This window comes from Gluconacetobacter entanii (genome assembly GCF_003206495.1).
GTDB lineage: Bacteria > Pseudomonadota > Alphaproteobacteria > Acetobacterales > Acetobacteraceae > Novacetimonas > Novacetimonas entanii.
This window is the reverse complement of sequence record NZ_NKUF01000009.1, coordinates 50,979-72,974: the sequence shown is the minus strand read 5'-3', so window position 1 is coordinate 72,974 and position 21,996 is coordinate 50,979. Positions and strand designations below refer to the sequence as shown.

Sequence of the window (21,996 nt, the reverse complement as noted above, 5' to 3'; positions counted from 1 at the left end):
TCAAAAAGCTTCGAAAGACGCCGCCTTTTTGGAAAAAGGGGGCACCCAGAAACTTCTATCAGTTTTATCCGTCTTCATCGGCCGGACGGGGACCATGGCGTGAAACCAGCGTGCCCGCACGGTCGAACATCAGGATGTCGAGGGCGCATCCACTGCCCGCCAGCACATCGCGCGCCACACCCCACGCCCGGCGCGTGATGACGGCGCCAAGGTCGATCCCCGCTGCTGCCGTAAGCGTGAACGCCGCCGCGACCGTATGGGTCCGCGCGATCCGTGCGGCAAGGTCCGCATCCGCCCCCGCACGCGCGGCATCGCGGGCCAGTTCGGCCATGTCCGCGCGCCCGCGCCGTGAATGCAGGTCAAGGAACCCATGCGCCAGCTTGCTGATCTTCGCGACCCCACCGGCCACGGTAACGCGCGGCACCGGATGGCGACGCAGGTATTTCAGCATCCCGCCCGCGAAATCGCCCATTTCGATCATCGCCTCCTCCGGCAGGCCGTACAGCGCCCGTGCCGCGCGTTCGGACACATCGCCGGTGGAGCCGACCACATGCACAAGCCCCATGGCACGCGCCACGTCCACGCCGCGATGGATGCTGTCGATCCACGCGGCGCAGGAAAACGGCACGACGATGCCCGTCGTCCCCAGGATCGACAGGCCCCCGACAATCCCCAACCGCCCGTTGAGCGTGCGGCGTGCAAGGCGTTCGCCATCGGCGACCGAAACCGTGACCTGCACGTCCGGCTCCCGCCCGCCCCCTTCATTCAGGGCGGTACGGATCATCCGGCGCGGGACGGGGTTGATCGCAGGTTCGCCCACCGCGATCGGCAGGCCCGGCAGGGTTACGGTCCCCACGCCGGGACCGGCGCGAAAGGTGATGCCCGTCCCCGGCGCGGCGGGGGCCAGATCGACACGGACCAGCGCGCCATGCGTCACGTCGGGATCGTCGCCCGCATCCTTGATGACGCACGCCCATGCGCCACCCGCCCCGTCATGGCCATGGGCGGCGAGGCTGAAGGCCACTTCCTGCCCGGCGGGCAGGGTGATGGTGACGGGATCGGGGAAATCGCCACCCCGCATCGCCACCCATGCCGCCCGCGCCGCCGCCGTGGCGCAGCTTCCTGTGGTCCAGCCCCGGCGCAGGCTGGCCGGATCGGGGGTGTTGCGGGTATGTGTCATCGCGGCGTTCCAGTATGGGCGGGGACCATGATGGAACAGCATGTAGCAGGTAGGGACACACGATGGCAGGCGTGATGGCACGGGGACTGATGATCGCGGCCCCCCGTTCGGGCGGGGGGAAGACCACGCTGACACTGGCGATCATGGCCGCCCTGCGCGCGCGTGGCGTAAGGGTGGACGGGGCCAAGACCGGGCCGGATTACATCGACCCCGCCTTTCATGAGGCCGCAACCGGCCGCCCCGGCCTCAACCTCGATAGCTGGACCATGCCGCCCGCCCTGCTCGACACGGTGATGGCGCGCGCCCGGCACGCAGCGGACGTGGTGGTGGTGGAGGCGTCGATGGGCCTGTTCGACGGGCTGGACACACCCGATGGCGCACGCGGCGCGCCGTCGGACATCGCGGCGCGTTTCGACCTGCCGGTCGTCCTTGTCCTCGACGTATCGGGACAGGGGCAGTCGGCGGCGGCGACCGCGCTGGGCTTTGCACGGCTGGACCCCGGCGTGCGCGTGGCGGGGGTGATCCTCAACCGTGTGGGCTCCCCACGCCACCGCGCCATGGCGACCCGCGCGATCGAGGCCATCGGCCTGCCGGTGCTGGGCGCGTTCATGCGCAATCCCGACCTGCGCATGCCCGAACGCCACCTGGGCCTGGTGCAGGCGCGTGAACATGACGGGCTTGCGGCCCTGCTGGCGCAACTGGGCGCGCAGGCGGAACGCGACCTCGACCTTGACGCGCTGCTGGCGCTGGCGGCGGGCCGGTATCGGCGACCGGCAACGCCCGCCATCGCCCTGCCACCGCCGGGACAGCGGATCGCGGTGGCCAACGACGCCGCCTTTTCCTTCCTCTATGCGCACATGGTCATGGGATGGCGCGAAATGGGGGCGGAGATCCGCTTCTTCTCCCCGTTGGCGGACGAGGCCCCGGACGGGGAATGCGACGCCTGCTGGCTGCCGGGGGGATATCCCGAACTGCATGCCGCGCGCCTGTACGCCGCCACGCGCTTTCACGCCGGGCTGCGCCATTTCGCCCGCACGCGGCGGGTGCATGGCGAATGCGGCGGGTTCATGACGCTGGGGGCCAGCCTGACCGACCGCGACGGGCGGACACATGCCATGGTGGGGCTGCTGGACCATGAAACCTCGTTCGCGCGGCGGCGGATGAACCTTGGCTACCGCGCGGCACGACTGCGCCATGACTGCGCGCTGGGGCCTGCGGGCACGCACCTGCGCGGGCACGAATTCCACTATGCCACCATCACCACCCCCGGCACCGACACGCCGCTGGTGGATCTGCGCGATGGCAATGGGGAGGACCGGGGCATGGCGGGGGGGATGCGCGGCAATGTCAGCGGCACGTTCTTTCATGTGCTGGCACGGCATGGCTGAGGTGCGAAACACGGTTCCCAGTGCGACGTGAGTGTCCGGGGGACAGGCGTTTCATGAGGCCAGTTCCTTTCAAAAATCTGGCGTCCTTCGAAGCTTTTTCAGAACGCTTCCCCAAAAACCCGTTGCCGGTTTTCGGGATGTTGCGCGGGCGGTCCCTTACAACAGGCCCGGAAGCCGATGGACAAGGCTGGTGCCAAAAATTAAGATTAATTCTTAGAGGCTGTTTCAAAAACCCCGTTCCCGGCGCATAACGCTGCGCCAGCGCGCCGGCTGCCTGCGGCGACTGGTGCGCAGGGATGCCCGCCGGTCACAGCCATCGGGATCGCCCACTGGACGATCCGCGGGGCCATGACCCGGGCGGGACTGCTGGATGGCCCCTTTGCAACCTGTCAGGTCCCGGGCCGGCCTGTTTCATTTTGGGCGCGCCATACCATATGGGTATGTGTGCGAGATACAGATGCGACTGAATGAACTTCCACGCGGGATGGAGGCCATCATTGATCGGGTGGAAGACGCCAGTCACCCCGACCCGGTGGCGGGCCGCCTGCGCGAACTCGGCTTCGTCCCGGACGAACCCGTGCGCGTCGTGGCCACCGCGCCCATGGGCGGCGACCCGATCGCGGTCAGCATCGGCTTCACCCGCTTTGCCCTGCGACGTGACGAGGCCGCGCGCGTGATCGTCCACGTCCCCGGCCAACAGCCCGGGTCACACCCATGAACATGATCACCCCGGCCCGCACCCTGCGCATCGCGCTGGTGGGCAACCCGAACTGCGGCAAGACGGCGCTGTTCAACCTGCTGACCGGCAGCCGGCAGAAGGTCGCCAACTATGCCGGCGCCACGGTGGAGCGCAAGGAAGGCCGCTTCACCACGCCGCAGGGGCACGACATCCGGGTGCTGGACCTGCCCGGCGCCTACAGCCTTGTCGCCACAAGCCCGGACGAGGCGGTGACACGCGACATCTGCGCCGGGACCTATCGCGGGGAGGCCGCGCCCGACCTGCTGGTGTGCGTGGCCGACGCGACGAACCTGCGCCTGCACCTGCGCTTCGTGCTGGAAATGCGCCAGCTTGGCCGTCCCATGGTGCTGGCGCTCAACATGATCGACGCGGCGCGGCGCAAGGGCATGGAAATCGACCTGCCCCGCCTTGCCGCCGAACTGGGCGTGCCGGTGGTCGCCACCGTGGGGATCCGCCGCGATGGCGCGCGCGACCTGCTGGCGCAGCTTGACGCGCCACTGCCGCCGCCGCCCGTGCCCCTGCCCACGGATACGGACCTGCATGCCGTCGTGCGGCGTATCCTGGCCGACTGCGTCACCCGCGCGCATCCGGTCTCCAGCGAACTGGAGGAGCGGCTTGACCGCTGGGTGCTGCATCCGGTGTGGGGGCCGCTGATCCTTGCGGTGCTGCTGTTCGTGATGTTCCAGGCGGTCTTTGCCTGGGCGCAGCCACTGATGGACGGGATCGACGCGGGCATGGGCTGGATCGGCGAACAGGTGGGCCACCTGCTGCCCGAAGGCGCATTGCGCAGCCTGCTGGTCAATGGCGTCATCGCGGGCGCGGGCAGCGTCGTGACCTTCCTGCCGCAGATCCTGATCCTGTTCCTGTGGATCCTCGTGCTGGAGGAATCGGGCTACCTGCCCCGCGCGGCCTTCCTGCTTGACCCGGTCATGTCGCTTGCGGGGCTGAGCGGGCGTTCCTTCATTCCCCTGCTGTCGAGCTTCGCCTGCGCGGTGCCTGGCATCATGGCGACGCGCACCATCCAGAACCCGCGCGACCGGCTGGTGACCATCCTGATCGCGCCGCTGATGACCTGTTCGGCGCGGCTGCCGGTCTATACGCTGCTGATCGGGGCGTTCATTCCCCACCGCGCCGTGTGGGGGTTCCTGAACATGCAGGGGCTTGTGCTGTTCGGGCTGTATGCGGTGGGTATCCTGTCCGCCCTGCTGGTGGCGCGCATCGCGCGGCGTGGTGGGCGCGGGCAGGAGGCGGCGCTGCTGATGGAGCTTCCGGCCTATCGCCTGCCCAACCCGCGTGACCTGCTGCTGGGGCTGACGGAACGCGCGCGGATCTTCCTGATGCGCGTGGGCACGACCATCGTCTCGCTCACGGTGCTGCTGTGGGCGCTGTCCAGCTTCCCCGCGCCGCCCGCAGGGGCCACCGGCCCCGCCATCGACTGGAGCCTTGCGGGGCGGATCGGGCACCTGATGCTACCGGTCTTCGCGCCGCTGGGCTTCAACTGGCAGATCTGCGTCGCCCTGATCCCCGGCCTGGCGGCGCGCGAGGTCGCGGTCGGCGCGCTTGCGACCGTCTATGCCATCGGGGATGCGGGCGCCGATACGGACCAGGCGGCGATGCTGGGGCAACTGCTGCCCGCGCACTGGAGTGTCGCGACCGCGCTGTCGCTGCTGGCATGGTATGTCTATGCCCCGCAATGTGTCGCGACCCTTGCGGTCATCCGGCGCGAAACCGCATCGTGGCGCATGGTCGCCATCACGGCGGGCTACCTGTTCGCGCTGGCCTATGTGATGGCGCTGCTGACCTACCGCCTCGCGCTGCTGTTCTGAGGGCGGGGCATGATCCAGTCGATCCTTGTGGCATGCGCCGTCGTGGCATGCGCCCTGTACTGGACGGGACGGCTGTTCCCGCGCGCGCGCCTGTCGGCATGGGGCATGATTGCAGCCACGCTGCAGCGCATGGGCGCGCCCGAACGCTGGCGCACCATCGCGGCACGGCGCGCGACCCCGCGGACCGGCGGCGGATGTGGCGGATGCAGTGGCTGCGCCGGGGCCTCCTGCACACCGGACAAAAAGCAGAAAGCCGGTTCGAAATAACCGGTCGCTACAGTCTCCGCGCGCCATCCCGTTTCAAAAACCAGCATTCTTTCAAAACTTTTCAGATCAGAAACGCCTGAACCGGTGTGGGCCGGTTTTCTGCCCCCTGCCGTCATCGCATGTCGATGGCCGCACGCAGGGGTCCGCCCTGCAATCCGCCAAAGGATATCCTTCCTTTGAGACGTTATTTATCAACAGTTTGCGTCATGCGTTCGCGCCGTTCCCGCCGACCCACTGACGCACGCGCATCGCGCCTGCCCCTAACCTTTCGTTAGCATCTGCTGATTACGCTGGGACCGCAGACGCGGGCCTGTCACCCGATGTCAATTAGGGGGCATAAGATTTATTTGTCTTTTTGCGGAAAACATCCCTATGCACATCACGATACGAATTGATAGAAACAAATAAGCCTGTATTGTCCAATTTCATAAACATAGACTATAAATGCATCTTTACTCTGAAAAAATTACTCATCTTTCCATTGTTTTTATTTCATATCTGAAACAGACAGCCTGCCTTGATTATGGATACCGGCACGCCTGACATCGCATGGGCACCCCTGCGCGGTGGCGAGACATGACTTTCAGATCCGCAGGCCCTATGATCCTTTTTCCTTTCTCCCCCTGAGGTTGATGATGAGCAAGTCCCATCTAAGCGCTGAAGTCCTCTTGTCGGCACTTGAGCATGCCATTGATGCGACAGTGATTATTGATGACAAGAACAACGTCATCTTTTTCAACAAGGCCGCCGAAAACCTCTGGGGACTGCCCCGGCAGGACGTGATCGGCAAGAACGTCAGTTCACTCGTGCCGCTCCAGCACCGCCAGGACCACGACAGCTTCATCGACACCAACCGCCGCACGGGGGTCAGCAAGATCGTCGGCACCTCGCGGGAGGTGGAATTCTCCCGCTCGGATGGGGAATATATCTGCGGGGAACTGTCACTTTCCAAGGTCCTGACCGGCGAAGGCCGCATCTACTACATGGGGGTGATGAAGAACGTCACCAACGAAAGCCAGCAGCGCAAGATCCTGATCCTGCAGAACGACGTGCTGCAGGCGCTCGCCAGTGACATGCTGATCCAGGACGTGGCCGACCTTCTGTGCCGCCGGGTCGAAGGGTTCGTGCCCGGCGCGGTGGCGGTCCTGATGCTCATCATGCCCGACGGGCAGTTGCGCGTGCTGTCCTCGCCCACACTGCCCAAGCGCTTCCGCGCGGCACTCGAGACGGTGCAGCTTTCCCCTTCCGCCATGGAAAAGCTGCGCGCGGACCCGAAGCAGGCCAACCGACTGGTATGGGACAGCTACCGCTCGCTGGGGATTTCGCTGGGGCTGCAGCAGTGCTTCTCCACCCCGGTCAAGACCCAGACGGGAGAGGTCTCGGGCATCTTCGCGCTGTATTCGCGCGATGACGCCCGCCACAATTCATGGCCGCAGCGCATCGTGGATTCATGCATCCCCTTCTGCGCGCTGGCGTTCGAGCAGAACGCGACCAAGCAGCATATTTCACACCTGTCGAACTTCGACTCCCTGACCGGCCTGCTGAACCGCTCTTCGGTGCACAAGGTCCTCGAGGGCATGATCGCCAAGCAGGAGGGCAACCACCACTTCGCGATCTTCATGCTCGACATCGACCGCTTCCGCGACATCAACGACGCGCTCGGCCATGTCTATGCCGACCAGTTCCTTGTCGAGATCGCGCAGCGCATCCGTTCCATCGCCAAGGATGATTACATCGTCAGCCGTTCCGGCGGGGACGAGTTCGTGGTGGCCGTGCCCAACTGCCGCAATGACGATGCGATCAAGTTCGCGGAAATGCTGATCGCGACCATCGCCAAGCCGATGCAGATCGGGCAGAACACGCTGACCATCTCGTGCAGTGTCGGCATCAGCACCTTCCCCGACAACGGCCCCGACAGCGAATCCCTGCTCAGCAACGCAGACGTGGCGATGCGGCAGGCCAAGATCGACGGGCGCGGCACCTACCGCTTCGCCAATTCGGAAAAGAACCAAGTGGCGCAGGACCGCCTGGTGCTCGGCTCCGCGCTGCGGGATTCGCTGGCGCGCGGGGCGCTGAACCTGCATTACCAGCCACAGGTGCGCACCCATACGCTCGAACTGTGCGGGGTGGAGGCGCTGTCGCGCTGGCATCACCCGCACCTTGGCAACATCTTTCCCTCCCGCTTCATCGCGGTGGCTGAGGAAACCGGCCAGATCGAGGCCATCGGCCGCTGGTCCCTGCAGGAATCGTGCCGCCAGATGGTGCAGTGGGACAAGGACGGCATCCATGTCCCCACCGTGGCCGTGAACCTGTCGGCGGTGCATTTCCGCAACCGCGCACTGCCGGAATACATTTCCAACCTGCTTGACCATTACAAGCTGACGCCCGACCGCCTGACGGTGGAAATCACCGAAAGCGTCATGATGGACAGCAGCAGCGACACCGAAGAAGTGCTGCAGGCCATCCGCAACCTTGGCGCGGGGCTGTCGATGGATGATTTCGGCACGGGCTATTCCTCCCTGTCGCGCCTGACGCGCCTGCCGCTGACGGAAATCAAGATCGACCGCAGCTTCATCAACGATTTCGAGCACGACACCAACGCGCAGGCCGTGACCATGGCGGTCATCGGCATCGGGTCGCGCCTGGGCATGACGGTCGTGACCGAAGGCGTGGAGACCGAGCAGCAGCGCCGCCTGCTGGAGGAGCTGAAGTGCGACGTGATGCAGGGTTACCTGTTCGCCAAGCCGCTGGCGCCCAAGGATCTGGAGCAGTGGGTGCGCCAGCGCCGCACCATCAAGAACCTGGCCGACCCGACGGGCAAGGCAAAGACGGTATCGGAAAAAACAAATCGAATTAAAAGTTAAGGCACCATTCCAGCGTTTCGCTTTGTTCCGAGGTTTTATATGTCCGCCAGACACGACGACCGACTCAGGGCCCTTACACATGAAGATGCCGATTTCTGGGCTGATGTCGTCGATAATGTCCTGATTGTCGCCGTCACCGACAGGAATGGCGTCATAACCTATGTCAACCAGAAGTTCTGCGACGTCAGCCAGTATGCGCGTTCGGAACTGCTGGGGCAGACGCACCGGATCCTCAATTCCGGCGTGCATACGCATGCGTTCTTCCGTGACATGTACCGCACCATCTATTCCGGGCGGACATGGCACGGGAACATCTGCAACCGCACCAAGGACGGCAGCCATTACTGGGTGGCGACCACGATCATCCCGCACCACGGTTCGGACGGGAACATCATCGGCTTTGTCGCCGCGCGGTTCGAGATCACCGAACTGATGAACACCAAGGAGCGGCTGAAGATCCAGGCCGCGACCGACACGATGACCGGGCTGCTGAACCGTGGCGGGTTCAACGCCAGCCTGATCGCCACGCTGGAACAGTGCAAGCACTCCAGCGCGGAGGAACGCGTGCTGGTGATGTTCGACCTTGACGGGTTCAAGCAGATCAATGACATCCACGGCCATCATGCGGGTGACATCGTGCTGCGCACGATCGGGCGGCGCATTGTCGAACTTGTCGGGCCGGAGGAAGCGACCAGCCGGCTGGGCGGCGATGAATTCGCGATCATCCTGCACAAGAGCCTGAAGGAAAACTCCCTCGAATCCATCCTGACCCGCCTTCAGACGCTGCTTGAGGAGCCGATCGACCTTGAATCGGCCGTCGTGCGTGTCTCCGGCAGTATCGGGGCAACCCCGCTGACGGCGACCGATACGCTCGAAGACGTGCAGAAGAACGCCGACGTGGCGCTGTATGCCGCAAAGCAGGCCGGTGGCAAGCAGGCGCGCATGTTCAGCGCCAGCCTGCACAAGACCGCGCTGGAACGTGCCAAGATCCTCAAGGAAGCCAGCGCGGGCGTGAAGCAGAACCAGTTCGAGGTCTATTACCAGCCCATCCTGAACTGCCACACCGGGCAGATCGAACAGGCCGAGGCCCTGATGCGCTGGCACCATCCGCAGCGTGGACTGCTGTCGGCCGGGGCATTCACTGACGTATTCGCCGATTCCGGACTGGCGCAGGAGATGGAGACCCATCTGGTGCAGTCGTTCCACGACGATATCGCCATGTGGAAGAAGGCGGGCCTGCCGAACCTGCGCCTGGCGGTGAACCTGTCACATCTCGACCTGCTCAGCCTCGACCAGCAGGTGGACCTGCTCAGCGAGATCAAGCACCTGAAGATGGATCCCAGCACCTTCATGCTGGAGGTGACGGAACATATGCTGCAGGGGCGTCGCGCGGAAAAGAGCCAGTTGCGCCTCAAGTCGCTGGCCGAAGACGGGTTCGGCCTTGCGCTGGACAATTTCGGCCATGGCAGCGTGCGGCTGTCCACGCTGAAGAACCTGCCGCTGAAATCGCTGAAGATCGACCGCAGCCTTGTGCGCTATATCGACACGCGGGAACAGGATCGCGACATCCTTGCCGCCCTCATCCGGCTTGGGCACGGGTTTGGCCTGTCAGTGACGGTCGAAGGCGTGGAGACACGCAAGCAGTTCGACATCGCAACCCAGTTGGGCGTGGATTATATCCAGGGCTTCTTCATCTCACGCGCGGTATCCGCCACCGATCTGGTGAAGATCACCCGCGAACATGCATGGGAGCATGATCTGGGCTGACCCCTCCCGGACAAACTGATGGATATAAGAAATAAAAGTTTTTGGTGAAGCTTTTTTCAAAAAGCTTCGAAAGACGCCGCCTTTTTGGAAAAAGGCGGCACCCAAAAACTTTTTGAAATTTACAGCCTTTTACCAAAAAAGCCTTCCACACGGACGGGATACCCCGGACCATGCGGAAGGCTTTTTTTCGTGTGGAGTGGGACAGCATGCCCCACCCCGGCAGGCGGATCAGATGTGGATGGCGCGCTTTTCCACGTCGAGGGCAGCTTCCTTGACAGCTTCGCTCAGCGTGGGATGCGCATGGCAGGTACGGCCGATATCTTCGGACGATGCGCCGAATTCGATCGCCATGGTGCATTCGGCAATCAGTTCGCCCGCCATCGGGCCAATGATATGCACACCCAGCACCGCGTCGGTCTTGGCATCGGCCAGAACCTTGACGAACCCGTCGGTCATGCCGATCGCGCGCGCGCGGCCATTGGCGGTGAAGGGGAACTTGCCAACCTTGTAGGCGACGCCTTCTTCCTTCAGCACTTCCTCGGTCTTGCCCACGGTCGCGACTTCCGGCCACGTATAGACAACGGCGGGAATGGCACCGTAATTGACATGTCCGGCCTGACCGGCCAGCAGTTCGGCCACCGCAACGCCTTCTTCCTCGGCCTTGTGCGCCAGCATCGGGCCTGCGATCACGTCACCAATGGCATAGATGCCCGGCACGTTGGTCGCGTAATGGGCGTCGGTCACGATGCGGCCACGCTTGTCCAGCGCAATCCCCGCTTCTTCCAGGCCCATGTTCTTGCTCGCCGCCGAACGGCCGATCGCCACCAGCACGATGTCCGCGTCCAGCGTTTCCGCCGCACCACCGGCCGACGGTTCCACCGTCAGGGTGACGCCTTTCGGCCCCTTGACGGCCTTCGTCACCTTGTGGCCCATCTTCATCTGCAGGCCCTGCTTGGTCAGGATGCGCTGGAACGTCTTGGCGATTTCGTTATCCGTGCCCGGCACCAGACGGTCGAGATATTCGATCACCGTGACTTCCGCCCCGAGGCGATGCCACACGCTGCCGAGTTCGAGGCCGATCACACCGCCACCGATCACCACCATCTTCTTCGGCACGGCAGACAGTTCCAGCGCACCGGTCGAGGTCACGATCTGCTTTTCATCAACCTCCACACCCGGCAGCACGGCACTGTCGCTGCCGCTGGCGACGACGATGTGCTTCGCCGTCACAGGCTTGCCGTTGACGGTGATACGGCCCGTGCCCTCGACACGGCCCTCGCCCTTCAGCCAGGTGATCTTGTTCTTCTTGAACAGGAACTCGACGCCCTTGACGTTGGCATCGACCACCGACTGCTTGCGCGCCATCATGCGCTTGAGGTCAAGCTTCACGCTGTCGATGATGATGCCCATGTCGGCATATTCATCCTTGGCGGCGTGGAAATTCTCGGACTGCTGCAGCAGCGCCTTGGACGGGATGCACCCGACATTGAGGCACGTGCCGCCAAGGGTCGCGCGCTTTTCAACGCAGGCCACCTTGAAGCCAAGCTGTGCCGCGCGGATGGCGCAGACATAACCGCCGGGACCGGCACCGATCACGATGACATCGTAATCCGTCTCCGCCGGGGGGGCGGCAGCAGGCGTGGCGGCGGGGGCGGGTGCCGCAGGTGCGGCGGCGGCAGGGGCAGCGGGGGCCGCGGCCTTGGGGGCAGCCGCAGGTTTCGCACCGGCACCGCCGGCTTCCAGCGTGGTCAGGACCGCGCCGACCTCGACCTCGTCACCTTCGGCCACCTTGTGCGCGCCCAGCACGCCGGCCTGCGGCGCGGGGACTTCCACGCTGACCTTGTCCGTTTCCAGCTCCACAATCGGGTCATCGGCGGAAACCGCCTCGCCCGGCTGTTTCAGCCATTTGCCGATCGTGGCCGTGGTGACGCTTTCACCCAGCGTCGGAACCTTGATTTCAATGGTCATTCTATTCTGTCCTGCTTGCGGTATCGTGGAGGATCAGGCGGGAGGGCCATGGATCGGCCCCCCGCCCGGCCGCATCAGACCTGCAGCAGCAGACGGCGCGGGTCTTCCACGTTCTGCTTGACCCGGACGAGGAAGCTGACAGCTTCCTTGCCATCGACGATCCGATGGTCATAGGTCAGCGCGATATACATCATCGGACGGATCACGACCTGCCCGTCCACGGCCACGGGGCGATCCTGGATGGAATGCATGCCCAGGATGGCCGACTGCGGCGCGTTGATGATGGGGGTGGACATCAGGGAGCCATAGATGCCGCCATTGGTGATGGAGAACGTGCCACCCGACAGTTCGTCGATCTTCAGCGTGCCTTCGCGCGCCTTCTTGCCAAAGCCCGCGATGGCGCTTTCGATCTCGGCAAAGCTCTTCTGGTCGGCGTCACGGATCACCGGCACCACCAGTCCGTTGGGACCGCCCACCGCGATGCCGAGGTTGACGAATTCACGGTAGATCACGTCATCACCGTCGATTTCGGCGTTGATCGCGGGGAATTCCTGCAGCGCGGCAATGACGGCGCGGCTGAAGATCGACATGAAGCCCAGCTTCGCGCCGTTATGCTTCTTGGCGAACGCGTCCTTGTATTCGGCGCGCATCGCCTTGACCGCCGACATGTCCACCTCGTTGAAGGTGGTCAGCAGGGCGGCCGTGTTCTGCGCATCCTTCAGGCGGCGCGCGATGGTGCGGCGCAGGCGCGTCATCTTCACGCGTTCCTCACGCGGGTCATCCTGACGCGGCGGACGCGGCGCGGCCGTGTGGGTGGCCGCACGCGGCTGTGCCAGGAACGCCTGCACGTCGCCCTTCGTGATGCGGCCATCCTTGCCGGAGCCAGCGCCGACCTGTGTGGCGGACACGCCCTGTTCGGTCATGATCTTCTGTGCCGCGGGGAACGGTGCGTGGGCCGCACCCTGCGCCGCAACGTCGGATGCGGGTGTTGCGGGACGCGCGACCGGTCCGGTGCTCAGCGGCTGTGCCTGCACGCCGGCGGCCGGCGCGGGCGCGGGCTTTGCGACGGGGGCGGCGGGCTTGCCCGTGCCGGCTTCGACGGTGGACAGGACGGTGCCGACCTCGACCTCCGCCCCTTCGGGCACCAGCAGCGGACCCAGCACACCGGCCTGCGGGGCGGGGACCTCGACACTGACCTTGTCGGTTTCCAGTTCGGCCACCGGGTCATCGGCGGACACGGAATCGCCCGGCTGCTTCAGCCATTTTGCAACGGTTGCGGTAGTTACGCTTTCACCCAGCGTCGGCACCTTGATCTCGGCAGACATTCCTATTTTCCAATCCCTTTGCCGCCCCACCCCATGTCGCGGTTTTTCCGCGTCCGTGATGGGCCAGCGTGACAGTTCCTGACCTCAGGCCTTGTTCACATGGCGGCAGTACCGCCATCCGGCCTGTTAACCCTGCCCGGTCCCGGATGACGGGCCGGACCCTGTTCGATGCCACGCGCCGCGATGTCCATATGGCAATGTCCATGCCACGCGTGACGAAATGAGCGGGCGGCGGCAGGACGGCATGTGCCCCGCCGCCTGCCCTGTTACGCGACGCCGAGCGCCTTGTTGACCAGCGCGGCCTGCTCCGCAAGGTGCACCTTCGCAAGACCCGTCGCCGGGCTGGCGGCGGCGACGCGACCGACATATTCGGGACGCGCGCTCTTGTGCTTGATGCTGCCCAGCACGCCCTCGATCCGGCGATCGACAAAGTCCCAGCCACCCATGTTGGCGGGTTCTTCCTGGCACCAGATGACCTTCGCATCGGGATAGCGTGCCAGTTCGTCGCCCAGCAGCTTTGCCGGGAACGGATAGAACTGCTCCAGCCGCACGATCGCAACCGTGTCAAGCTTGCGCTCCCGCCGTTCGGTCAGCAGGTCGTAATAGACCTTGCCCGAGCAGATCACGACGCGTTCCACCTTCTTGGGATCGGCAATGGTGTCGATCTCCCCGATCACCGGCCTGAAGGTCGTGCCCGGGCCGAAATCCTTCAGTTCGGAGACCGCCAGCTTGTTCCGCAGCAGCGACTTCGGCGTCATGATGATCAGCGGCTTGCGGTAGTCAAGGAACAGTTGCCGACGCAGCGCGTGGTAGTAGTTGGCCGGCGTGGTCAGGTTGCACACACGCAGGTTGTCTTCCGCGCAAAGCTGCAGGTAGCGTTCCAGGCGCGCGGAGGAATGTTCCGGCCCCTGCCCTTCATAGCCATGCGGCAGCAGCATCACGAGGCCGGACATGCGCAGCCACTTCGTCTCGCCCGAGGCGATGAACTGGTCGATGATGACCTGCGCGCCGTTGGCGAAGTCGCCGAACTGCGCTTCCCACAGGACCAGCGCGTTCGGATCGGCCAGCGAGTAGCCATATTCGAAGCCCAGCACCCCGAATTCCGACAGCAGCGAGTTGTAGATCTCGATATGCGCCTGGTTGGGGTCGATGTTGTTCAGCGGCACGTAGGTGTTCTGGTTCACCTGGTCGATCAGGACGGCATGGCGCTGGCTGAAGGTGCCGCGCTGGCAGTCCTCGCCCGACAGGCGGACATGGTGCTTTTCAAGCAGGAGCGAGCCAAAGCCCAGCGCCTCGCCCGTGGCCCAGTCGATGCCCTCGCCCGTCTCGAACATCTTGGCCTTGGCCTTGAGCTGGCGGACGATCTTGGAATTGGCGGTGAAGTCGTCGGGCACCTTTGCCAGCGCCGCGCCGATTTCACGCAACTTGTCGATGGCGATGCCGGTTTCGGGCATGGTCACGACCGCATCGACCGGCGGCGGCTTCAGCCCCTGCCATGCGCCCTCCAGCCAGTCGGCCTTGTTCGGCTTGTAGCCCTGCGCGGCCTGGTAGGCGGCCTCAAGCTTGTCGTGGAACGCGTTCCACTCCCCCTCGACCTCGGCCTCGGTCACGACGCCTTCGCGCACCAGGCGCTCGGAATACAGCGTGCGGATGGTCGGGCGCGCCGCGATGGCCTTGTACATGATCGGCTGCGTGAAGGACGGCTCATCCGATTCGTTGTGGCCGTGGCGGCGGTAGCCCACGATGTCGATGACCACGTCGGAAGCGAACTTCTGCCGGAATTCGGCGGCAAGGCGCGCGCAGTAGACAACGGCCTCGGGCTCGTCACCATTGACGTGGAAGATCGGCGCCTGCACCGCCTTGGCGATGTCGGTGCAGTACAGCCCCGAGAAGGCATGGATGGAAACGGTGGTGAAGCCGATCTGGTTGTTCACCACGACATGCACGGTGCCGCCGGTGCGGTAGCCGATCAACTGCGACATCGCCAGCGTCTCGTAGACGATGCCCTGCCCCGCGAACGCCGCGTCGCCATGCAGCAGGATGCCCATGTGGCGGCCGCGCTGGTGCGGGTCGTCATCGTCCTGCGTCGCGCGCACCTTGCCGATCACCACGGGATCGACCGCCTCGAGGTGGGAGGGGTTGGGCTGGAGCGAGATGTGGACCGGCGTGCCGCCGATTTCCACATCGGTGGAGGTGCCCAGATGGTATTTCACATCCACCGATCCCTGCACGTCGTCCGGCTTGAACGACGCGCCGGCGAATTCGCTGAAGATCGCGGTATAGGGCTTGCGCACGATGTTGACGAGCGTGTTCAGGCGCCCGCGATGCGGCATGCCGATCGCAACCGAACGCACGCCGCCGCTGGCGGCCTGGTCGATCACGGCATGCAGCGCGGGGATGGTGACGTCCTCACCCTCAATCCCGAAGCGCTTGGTGCCGACATAGCGTTTCTGACAGAAAGATTCGAAACCTTCGGCCTGCGTCAGGTGTTCAAGGATGACCTTCTTTTCCTGCGCGCTGGCACCTTGGCGCCAGTTGTCGCCTTCCAGGCGGGCCTGCACCCACATCCGCTGTTCGGGATCCTGGATATGCATGTATTCCGTGCCGATCGGCCCGCAATAGACCGCGCGCAACGCATCAAGCACCTGGTTGATGGTGGCGGTTTCCGCCCCGATCAGGCTGGCGACGATGCGGCCGAGATAGATCGGGCGGTCACGGTCGTTGGGACCGAAGCCATAGGTCGCGGGGTCAAGGTCGGCATGGGGCTTGGGCACCTGCAGGCCAAGCGGGTCAAGCCGCGCCTCGAGATGGCCACGCACACGGTACGCCCGGATCAACTGCGTCGCGCGCAGGCTGTCATCCGCCGCCGCGTGCAGGCTTTCGGCGGAAACCGTGCCGCCCGCGGGGACGGTCTCGGCTTCCTCGCCGGTGATCATGGGTGCACGTGGCGCCCACGACGCGCCTTCGGCATCGTGTTCGATTTCCGCGCTCTGCTCATCCATGTCGGAGAACAGGGACGCAAAGGAAGGATCGACACTTTTGGGGTCTACCGCCCAGCGTGCATACAATTCGGCCAGATAGGCCGTATTGGAGCCGCTGAATGCGGTCGAAAGAATATCTACGCCCGCCATCTTGAAGACATCTCCTCACTGACGACCTTGTCGGCCGCGTTATTTGTCCGGTCCCGCATCCGTGGCGCCATGTGATGGCCCCTGCCCGCAGGCCGGCTTATGGCCCTTACCCTAACGGCACCCGGCCATGGGTACCGCCATCATTCATCAAGGTCAGGATTGCTGTGGACGCATGCTGACATTTTCGTATGTCCCCCGGAGAACGGGGAAAACGCGGTGAAAATGCAGCCCTGCGTGGCACAATTCCGGCCCTGGGAACTTCCTCGACTACCCAAGCAAAGACCGGCCCCTTTGCCTACCGCCCCACCAGTCACAGGCGCGCCATGGGCGTCACGATGGCGTGACCCTCCGCCCATGGCGCGCGGCGTTGTCACAACAGCTATGCCGACAGGTGGGGCAACTGCGCGTAGGAGGCGCTCTGCATCTCCTCGAGGCGCGAGGCGGTGCGTTCGAACGCCTTTGCCCCCTGCCCGCGTTCATACAGGGAATCGGGCTGGTCCCCGGCGGAGGCGAACAACTTGACGTTCTGTTCGTACAGCGCGTCGATCAGGACGATGAAGCGCCGGGCCTCGTCGAAATTGTCCGGCCCCATGCGTGGCACGTTGTCGATGATGAGGTTGGGAAAGCGCGTCGCAAGCGCGAGATAGTCCCCCGCCCCGAGGAAGCGCCCGCACAGTTCGGAAAAATAGAAGCGCGCGACCGGTCCCGCCTCACGGGCGACATGCAGGATGCGGCCCATGATGTCGAGGTCCACCTCCTGCACCGGCGCGCCCGCGGCAAGGTGGGTGAAGATGGTGTCGAGTTCCGCCTTCGCCGCCGCATCGGCGGGCACGATCCATGTGCGCATGCCGCGCACGCCGCCACGGCGGTAATCGCGCGGGGAATCGAGGATGACGGTATCGACCTCGCGCATGATGATATCGATGAAGGGCTTGAACGCATCCGCGCCGGGACGGTCCTGGAACAGGTCTTCGGGCCTGGTGTTGGAGGTCGCGACCACCACCACCCCGTCGGCGAACAGGTATTCGAACAGACGCCCGAGGATCATGGCGTCGGCGATGTCGTTGACCTGGAATTCGTCAAAGCACAGCAGCCACGCCTCCTGCGCGATCTGGCGCGCCAGCGGCGGGATGGGATCGGCAAGGTCAGGCTGCGCCACCTTCATGTCATGCAGGCGCTGGTGGACGTCCTGCATGAAGCGGTGGAAATGCACCCGGCGCTTGTGCTCCACCGGGGCGAGGTCGAAGAACAGGTCCATCAGCATCGTCTTGCCGCGCCCGACCTGCCCGACCATGTAGACCCCGCGCGGCCGCGCTGGCCCCGCCTGCGCCCCGCGCCCACCACCAAGCCCCAGCCGCGCGCGCAGGCCGCCGAACAGGCCGGGACGCGCGGCGGCACGCTGCATGACCACCGGGTGGTAGTCGCGCAGTTCGCGCCACAACCGGTCAAGGCGACGCGCCGCCTTTTCCTGTTCCGGGTCGCGGTCGAGCGTGCCTGCGGCGACACGGGCCTCGTACACGGCGAAGGGGCCGGCATCGCCTTGCGGAACCGGCTGTGAAGGGGCGGAAGCGGTGCGAATTTCGGTATCCATACCCAACGCCGATAATCCCTCCCCGACCCTTCGGCAAGGGCACAAAACCGCCATATACGGCCGTTACGGGCGTTCTCTCCATCTGGTGAACGCAAAGGGCGGGAAATGGAGCATTTGTGATGGACCCGCCCACCCTGCCGCGACGTTCACCACGCATCATGCCCCACACCGCGCACCACATCCCCCATGCCCCGTCCCGCACGCCCGTGACGACAGCCTTGCGACGTGCGGCGCGGCCCCCTAATCTCGGGCACGCACCCCTTGCCGTGGCCCTACAGGATCGCATGACCATACCCATCATTCCCGACTATGCCGCGCTGCAAAACGCCGCTGTCGCCACCGATCCGTTCCCCCATGCCATCGTGCCCCATTTCATCGGGCCGCAGGACCTGCGCGCGGCGGTGGCCTCCCTGCCGGTCTTTGCCTCCGGCGGGTCCTATCCGCCGAGCGCGCTGCGGCTGTCGCCACTGATCCGCGACCTCGTTGCGGAACTGGAGGGGCCGAGGCTGCGCGACATCATCGCGGCGAAATTCGGGCTGGACCTGCATGGCGCGCCGACCATGCTGACGCTGCGCGGGCGCACGCGGGCGCAGGACGGGCGCATCCACCGCGACTCGGTGTGCAAGCGGGTGACGGTGCTGCTTTACCTCAATGTGGACGACACGACATGGACCCGGCACGAAGGCTGCCTGCGGCTGCTGCGCGGGGAACATGACATCGAGGACTACGCCACCGAGGTCGCGCCCGTGAACGGGACGCTGCTGGTCTTTCCCAACGGCACGAACACATGGCACGGGCATCGCCGCTATGTCGGCGCGCGCAACACCATACAGCTCAACTACATGACCGATGATTCGCGCGCGCGCGGCGAACTGCGCCGCCACCGCCTGTCGGCATTGACGAAACGCCTCAGGATTGCGGCATAACGGAGGCCGCGACCGTCATGATTTCGACATGGCGGGCACTATGATGGTGACTGCTTAACGACCATGACCGGTTGACGTATCATCCACCCCTTCCTTTTAACGCACCATTGGACAAGGGCCCTCGCATTGAAGCGGTTTTCACGATTTCCCAAGTTCCTGGCCGTCGCGGGCGCAGCACTGACGCTGGCGACAGCCACCCTGCCCGCCGCCTCCGCCCTGGCGCAGCCATGGGGTGGACGTGGCGGCCCGCCGCCGCCGCGCGGTGGCTGGCATGGCGGTCGCGGCCACGGTGGCGGAGGCGCAGGCCTTGCGGTTGGCAGCGGCATCGCGGGCCTTGCGATCGGCACGATGCTCGGCAGCACGTTGGCGGACCGCGCCGTGGCCCCGCCGCCTGCGTACTACCCGCCGCAGCCCGTGCCGCCGCCCCCGCCGCCGTCCTATTATTCCCCTTATGGTTACGGGTACTGAAACCGGGTCATCCGACGCCGCGTTTCCCGCCCGCCCGAACAGATCTGAAGGTATCCAGTCATGAGTCTTCGCCGTATCCTTCCTGCCGCCGCCCTCTTGCTGCTGCCGGGCATGGCCATGGCCGCCGTCCCCCCGACGCAGGCCGCGCCTCCCGCCGCGACGGCACCGCTTGCGCATACGCCGCATGATCCCTCGCCCGAGCAGCTTGAGGAGCACATCACCGCCCTGCATACGCAACTGCACATCACCAAGGCGCAGGAAAAGCTGTGGGCGCCGTTCGCGCAGGACATGCGTGACAATGCAAGCCGCCTGCATGACGCGATCGAAAAGCGCCGCACCGACCTGCCGACGATGAGTGCGACGGACAACATGCAGTCCTATGCAACGCTGGTCGCGCAGCGCGCGCAGGACATGCAGACGCTGAACCAGGCCTTCACGCCGCTCTATGCCGCGTTCTCCAAGAAGCAGAAGAAGAACGCCGACGCGCTGTTCCGCCAGGGTGACGAGGAACATGCCGAACGTCAGGCCGATGCGGGTCAGGCTGCCGCATCCGACAGCACCGCCGCAAAATAAGCCGTACCCGACAGGGCACGGCGGAAATGTCGCCTGATGGGGGCGTGGCCAGTGAATGGCCACGCCACTTTTTCATTGAGGGACCACAGCCCCCCGCACCCCAATCCATTGGGTAAGTCATGGTTTCCAAAGGGCAATGCCCTTTGGCGGGTTTCAGGGTAGAGCCCTGAGGATCGCCCTCACCGGGAAATTTCCGGATGAGGGCTGTTTTCAAAAAGCCGACGCCCTTCAGACCCCGTCGAGCGGATACCAAGCCCGCCCGTCACGTTCGAGCAGTTCGTCCGCGCCCTTCGGCCCGGTCGCCCCGGCGGGATAGAGTTCCAGCCCATCCGCATTGCCCGCCCATGCCTTCAGCACGGGATCGACAGCACGCCATGCGGCCTCGATATTATCCGCGCGCTGGAACAGGGTCGCATCCCCCGTCAGGCAGTCATACAGCAGCGTTTCATACCCGACATTTGGCGACTGCGCGAAGACGTCCTCGTAACGGAAGCGCACCTGCACCTCCGCAAGGTCCATCTTCGGTCCCGGCCGCTTGGCCCCCATTTCCACCGTCAGTCCCTGCGCGGGCTGGATGTTGAGGATGATGCGGTTGGGCGGCAGTTCCTGCGTTTCGGTATCGCGGAACATCATCATCGGCGGTTTCTTGAACTGCACCACCACCTCCGTCCGGCGGCCGCCCAGCGACTTTCCGGTGCGCAGGTAGAACGGCACCCCGGCCCAGCGCCAGTTATCGACATGCAGTTTCAGCGCGACATAGGTTTCGGTATGGCTGTCGGGCGCGACACCCGGGCTTTCGCGATAGGCGATGACGGGCTTGCCCTCCACCGTGCCTGCGCCGTACTGCCCGCGCACCGCATCGGTAGGGGGGATGGGGCGCACCGCCTCGAACAACTGCTCCTTGCTGGTGCGCACGGTGTCGGCGGAAAACGAATTCGGCGGCTCCATAGCCACCATGCCGAATAGCTGGAACAGGTGGTTGGGGATCATGTCACGCAGCGCGCCGGTGGGTTCATAGAACGCGCCACGCTGCTCCACGCCGATCGTCTCGGCCGCGGTGATCTGCACATGGTCGATGAACTCGTTGCGCCACAGCGGTTCGAACAGAAGGTTGCCAAAGCGCATGGCCAGGATGTTCTGCACCGTTTCCTTCCCGAGGAAATGGTCGATGCGATAGACCTGGCTTTCATCAAGCACCGCAAGGATGCGGCGGTTGAGTTCGCGCGCGCTGGCAAGGTCCGCGCCGAACGGCTTTTCGATGACCACGCGGCGGAAATGCCCGTCCGTCTGCGTCACCAGCCCCGCCCTGCCCAGCATTTCCACCACGGGGGCGAAGAAACGCGACGACACGGCAAGGTAGAAGATCGCGTTGCCGGGGATCTTCTCGCCCAGCGCGCGGACCTGCGCGAGGTCGCCGAAATCGGCCTGCACGTATTCCAGCCGTTCACACACCCATCCCCACTGCTTCGAATCGATGCTCGGCGCGTGGAACTCCGCATTGGGGTCATGGGTGAAGGACTGCATCATCGCCGTCAGGCCGTCGCGCCACTGCGCGGTGGTGCTGGCGACGCGGTCCACGCCGATGATGCGGAATCCGGGATAAAGGAGGCCGCTGCCGGCAAGGTTGTACAGCGCTGGCATCAGCAGGCGCTTGGTCAGGTCGCCATGCGCGCCGAAGATCACCAGCGTGCAGGCCGGGGCAGGACGCGCGCCAGCGGGCGCGCGCGGCGTTGCAGGGGCGGGAGTGGCGTCAGTTGGGGGGGCGTCAGGTAATGACATGGTCCGTGACAGTCCTTTGGCTGTGCTTTTACGCACGGCGGGGCTGCCGGGGCGGCCCACGCACGCAAAAATCCGTCCCGGCATGCGCATATGCTGCCGGGCATGCAAAGCCATAGCACCATATACGGACAACAGGCTTTGCGTCTGCTCAAACGGTGTTACGCCCGCAGGGCGGGTATGTCGGGGGGATATGCCCTGACGGAT

General features: G+C 64.9%; 15 protein-coding genes. 9 read left to right on the top strand and 6 right to left on the bottom strand.

Annotated elements, in window-relative coordinates; translation table 11 throughout:
* Positions 1 to 64 precede the first annotated feature (64 nt).
* Positions 65 to 1,180 (bottom strand): cobalt-precorrin-5B (C(1))-methyltransferase, encoded by a 1,116-nt coding sequence (locus CFR72_RS06170; RefSeq protein ID WP_110913148.1) that lies wholly within the window; start codon positions 1,178 to 1,180, stop codon positions 65 to 67.
* 74 nt (positions 1,181 to 1,254) lie between these two features.
* On the opposite strand from CFR72_RS06170, the gene CFR72_RS06165 reads away from it, so the two are divergent.
* The 6 genes from CFR72_RS06165 to CFR72_RS06140 all read left to right on the top strand — a co-directional run bounded on the left by CFR72_RS06165 (position 1,255) and on the right by CFR72_RS06140 (position 10,031).
* A complete protein-coding gene (locus CFR72_RS06165; RefSeq protein WP_208629974.1) occupies positions 1,255 to 2,568 on the top strand; it encodes a cobyrinate a,c-diamide synthase in 1,314 nt (437 codons plus the stop codon).
* A gap of 457 nt (positions 2,569 to 3,025) precedes the next feature.
* On the top strand, positions 3,026 to 3,286 hold the full coding sequence (locus CFR72_RS06160) for a FeoA family protein (protein ID WP_110913146.1): 261 nt from the start codon (positions 3,026 to 3,028) through the stop codon (positions 3,284 to 3,286).
* Positions 3,283 to 5,133: a ferrous iron transporter B gene (gene feoB, locus CFR72_RS06155; RefSeq protein ID WP_110913117.1), complete on the top strand. Its 1,851-nt coding sequence runs from the start codon at positions 3,283 to 3,285 to the stop codon at positions 5,131 to 5,133. The genes CFR72_RS06160 and feoB overlap by 4 nt, the downstream gene beginning before the upstream one ends.
* A gap of 9 nt (positions 5,134 to 5,142) precedes the next feature.
* Positions 5,143 to 5,400: a DUF6587 family protein gene (locus tag CFR72_RS06150; protein ID WP_110913116.1), complete on the top strand. Its 258-nt coding sequence runs from the start codon at positions 5,143 to 5,145 to the stop codon at positions 5,398 to 5,400.
* A 635-nt stretch (positions 5,401 to 6,035) separates the two neighbouring features.
* Entirely contained in the window at positions 6,036 to 8,264 is a 2,229-nt protein-coding gene (locus CFR72_RS06145; protein ID WP_110913145.1) for an EAL domain-containing protein, read from the top strand.
* Between the two features lie 39 nt (positions 8,265 to 8,303).
* Entirely contained in the window at positions 8,304 to 10,031 is a 1,728-nt protein-coding gene (locus CFR72_RS06140) for a putative bifunctional diguanylate cyclase/phosphodiesterase (RefSeq protein ID WP_110913115.1), read from the top strand.
* A gap of 228 nt (positions 10,032 to 10,259) precedes the next feature.
* Here the strand turns inward: CFR72_RS06140 and lpdA are convergent, their stop codons facing one another.
* The 4 genes from lpdA to zapE all read right to left on the bottom strand — a co-directional run bounded on the left by lpdA (position 10,260) and on the right by zapE (position 18,046).
* Positions 10,260 to 11,999 (bottom strand): dihydrolipoyl dehydrogenase, encoded by a 1,740-nt coding sequence (gene lpdA / locus CFR72_RS06135; protein ID WP_110913114.1) that lies wholly within the window; start codon positions 11,997 to 11,999, stop codon positions 10,260 to 10,262.
* 74 nt (positions 12,000 to 12,073) lie between these two features.
* Positions 12,074 to 13,324 (bottom strand): 2-oxoglutarate dehydrogenase complex dihydrolipoyllysine-residue succinyltransferase, encoded by a 1,251-nt coding sequence (gene odhB / locus CFR72_RS06130; protein WP_110913113.1) that lies wholly within the window; start codon positions 13,322 to 13,324, stop codon positions 12,074 to 12,076.
* A gap of 266 nt (positions 13,325 to 13,590) precedes the next feature.
* Positions 13,591 to 16,455: a 2-oxoglutarate dehydrogenase E1 component gene (locus CFR72_RS06125; protein ID WP_110913112.1), complete on the bottom strand. Its 2,865-nt coding sequence runs from the start codon at positions 16,453 to 16,455 to the stop codon at positions 13,591 to 13,593.
* A 379-nt stretch (positions 16,456 to 16,834) separates the two neighbouring features.
* The gene (gene zapE / locus CFR72_RS06120; protein WP_110913111.1) at positions 16,835 to 18,046 is read right to left on the bottom strand and encodes a cell division protein ZapE; all 1,212 of its coding nucleotides are present in this window, start codon (positions 18,044 to 18,046) and stop codon (positions 16,835 to 16,837) included.
* Positions 18,047 to 18,330: 284 nt separating this feature from the next.
* On the opposite strand from zapE, the gene CFR72_RS06115 reads away from it, so the two are divergent.
* The 3 genes from CFR72_RS06115 (at position 18,331) to CFR72_RS06105 (ending at position 20,013) form a co-directional block, all read left to right on the top strand.
* Positions 18,331 to 18,972: a 2OG-Fe(II) oxygenase family protein gene (locus tag CFR72_RS06115; RefSeq protein WP_110913110.1), complete on the top strand. Its 642-nt coding sequence runs from the start codon at positions 18,331 to 18,333 to the stop codon at positions 18,970 to 18,972.
* A 126-nt stretch (positions 18,973 to 19,098) separates the two neighbouring features.
* Positions 19,099 to 19,440: a hypothetical protein gene (locus CFR72_RS06110; protein ID WP_110913109.1), complete on the top strand. Its 342-nt coding sequence runs from the start codon at positions 19,099 to 19,101 to the stop codon at positions 19,438 to 19,440.
* 60 nt (positions 19,441 to 19,500) lie between these two features.
* Positions 19,501 to 20,013, top strand: coding sequence for a Spy/CpxP family protein refolding chaperone (locus CFR72_RS06105; protein ID WP_110913108.1), 513 nt, complete (start codon positions 19,501 to 19,503; stop codon positions 20,011 to 20,013).
* A gap of 228 nt (positions 20,014 to 20,241) precedes the next feature.
* Here CFR72_RS06105 and zwf read toward each other — a convergent pair whose 3' ends face one another.
* The gene (gene zwf, locus CFR72_RS06100) at positions 20,242 to 21,792 is read right to left on the bottom strand and encodes a glucose-6-phosphate dehydrogenase (protein WP_110913144.1); all 1,551 of its coding nucleotides are present in this window, start codon (positions 21,790 to 21,792) and stop codon (positions 20,242 to 20,244) included.
* Positions 21,793 to 21,996 lie beyond the last annotated feature (204 nt).

Bases quoted from the DNA above. Each gene is read 5' to 3' on its own strand.
- CFR72_RS06125 (WP_110913112.1), bottom strand. From the start codon at position 16,455: ATGGCGGGCGTAGATATTCTTTCGACCGCATTCAGCGGCTCCAATACG.
- CFR72_RS06165 (WP_208629974.1), top strand. From the start codon at position 1,255: ATGGCACGGGGACTGATGATCGCGGCCCCCCGTTCGGGCGGGGGGAAG.
- CFR72_RS06145 (WP_110913145.1), top strand. From the start codon at position 6,036: ATGAGCAAGTCCCATCTAAGCGCTGAAGTCCTCTTGTCGGCACTTGAG.
- zwf (WP_110913144.1), bottom strand. From the start codon at position 21,792: ATGTCATTACCTGACGCCCCCCCAACTGACGCCACTCCCGCCCCTGCA.
- CFR72_RS06160 (WP_110913146.1), top strand. From the start codon at position 3,026: ATGCGACTGAATGAACTTCCACGCGGGATGGAGGCCATCATTGATCGG.
- odhB (WP_110913113.1), bottom strand. From the start codon at position 13,324: ATGTCTGCCGAGATCAAGGTGCCGACGCTGGGTGAAAGCGTAACTACC.
- CFR72_RS06140 (WP_110913115.1), top strand. From the start codon at position 8,304: ATGTCCGCCAGACACGACGACCGACTCAGGGCCCTTACACATGAAGAT.
- feoB (WP_110913117.1), top strand. From the start codon at position 3,283: ATGAACATGATCACCCCGGCCCGCACCCTGCGCATCGCGCTGGTGGGC.
- CFR72_RS06170 (WP_110913148.1), bottom strand. From the start codon at position 1,180: ATGACACATACCCGCAACACCCCCGATCCGGCCAGCCTGCGCCGGGGC.
- CFR72_RS06105 (WP_110913108.1), top strand. From the start codon at position 19,501: ATGAGTCTTCGCCGTATCCTTCCTGCCGCCGCCCTCTTGCTGCTGCCG.
- zapE (WP_110913111.1), bottom strand. From the start codon at position 18,046: ATGGATACCGAAATTCGCACCGCTTCCGCCCCTTCACAGCCGGTTCCG.
- lpdA (WP_110913114.1), bottom strand. From the start codon at position 11,999: ATGACCATTGAAATCAAGGTTCCGACGCTGGGTGAAAGCGTCACCACG.
- CFR72_RS06150 (WP_110913116.1), top strand. From the start codon at position 5,143: ATGATCCAGTCGATCCTTGTGGCATGCGCCGTCGTGGCATGCGCCCTG.
- CFR72_RS06115 (WP_110913110.1), top strand. From the start codon at position 18,331: ATGACCATACCCATCATTCCCGACTATGCCGCGCTGCAAAACGCCGCT.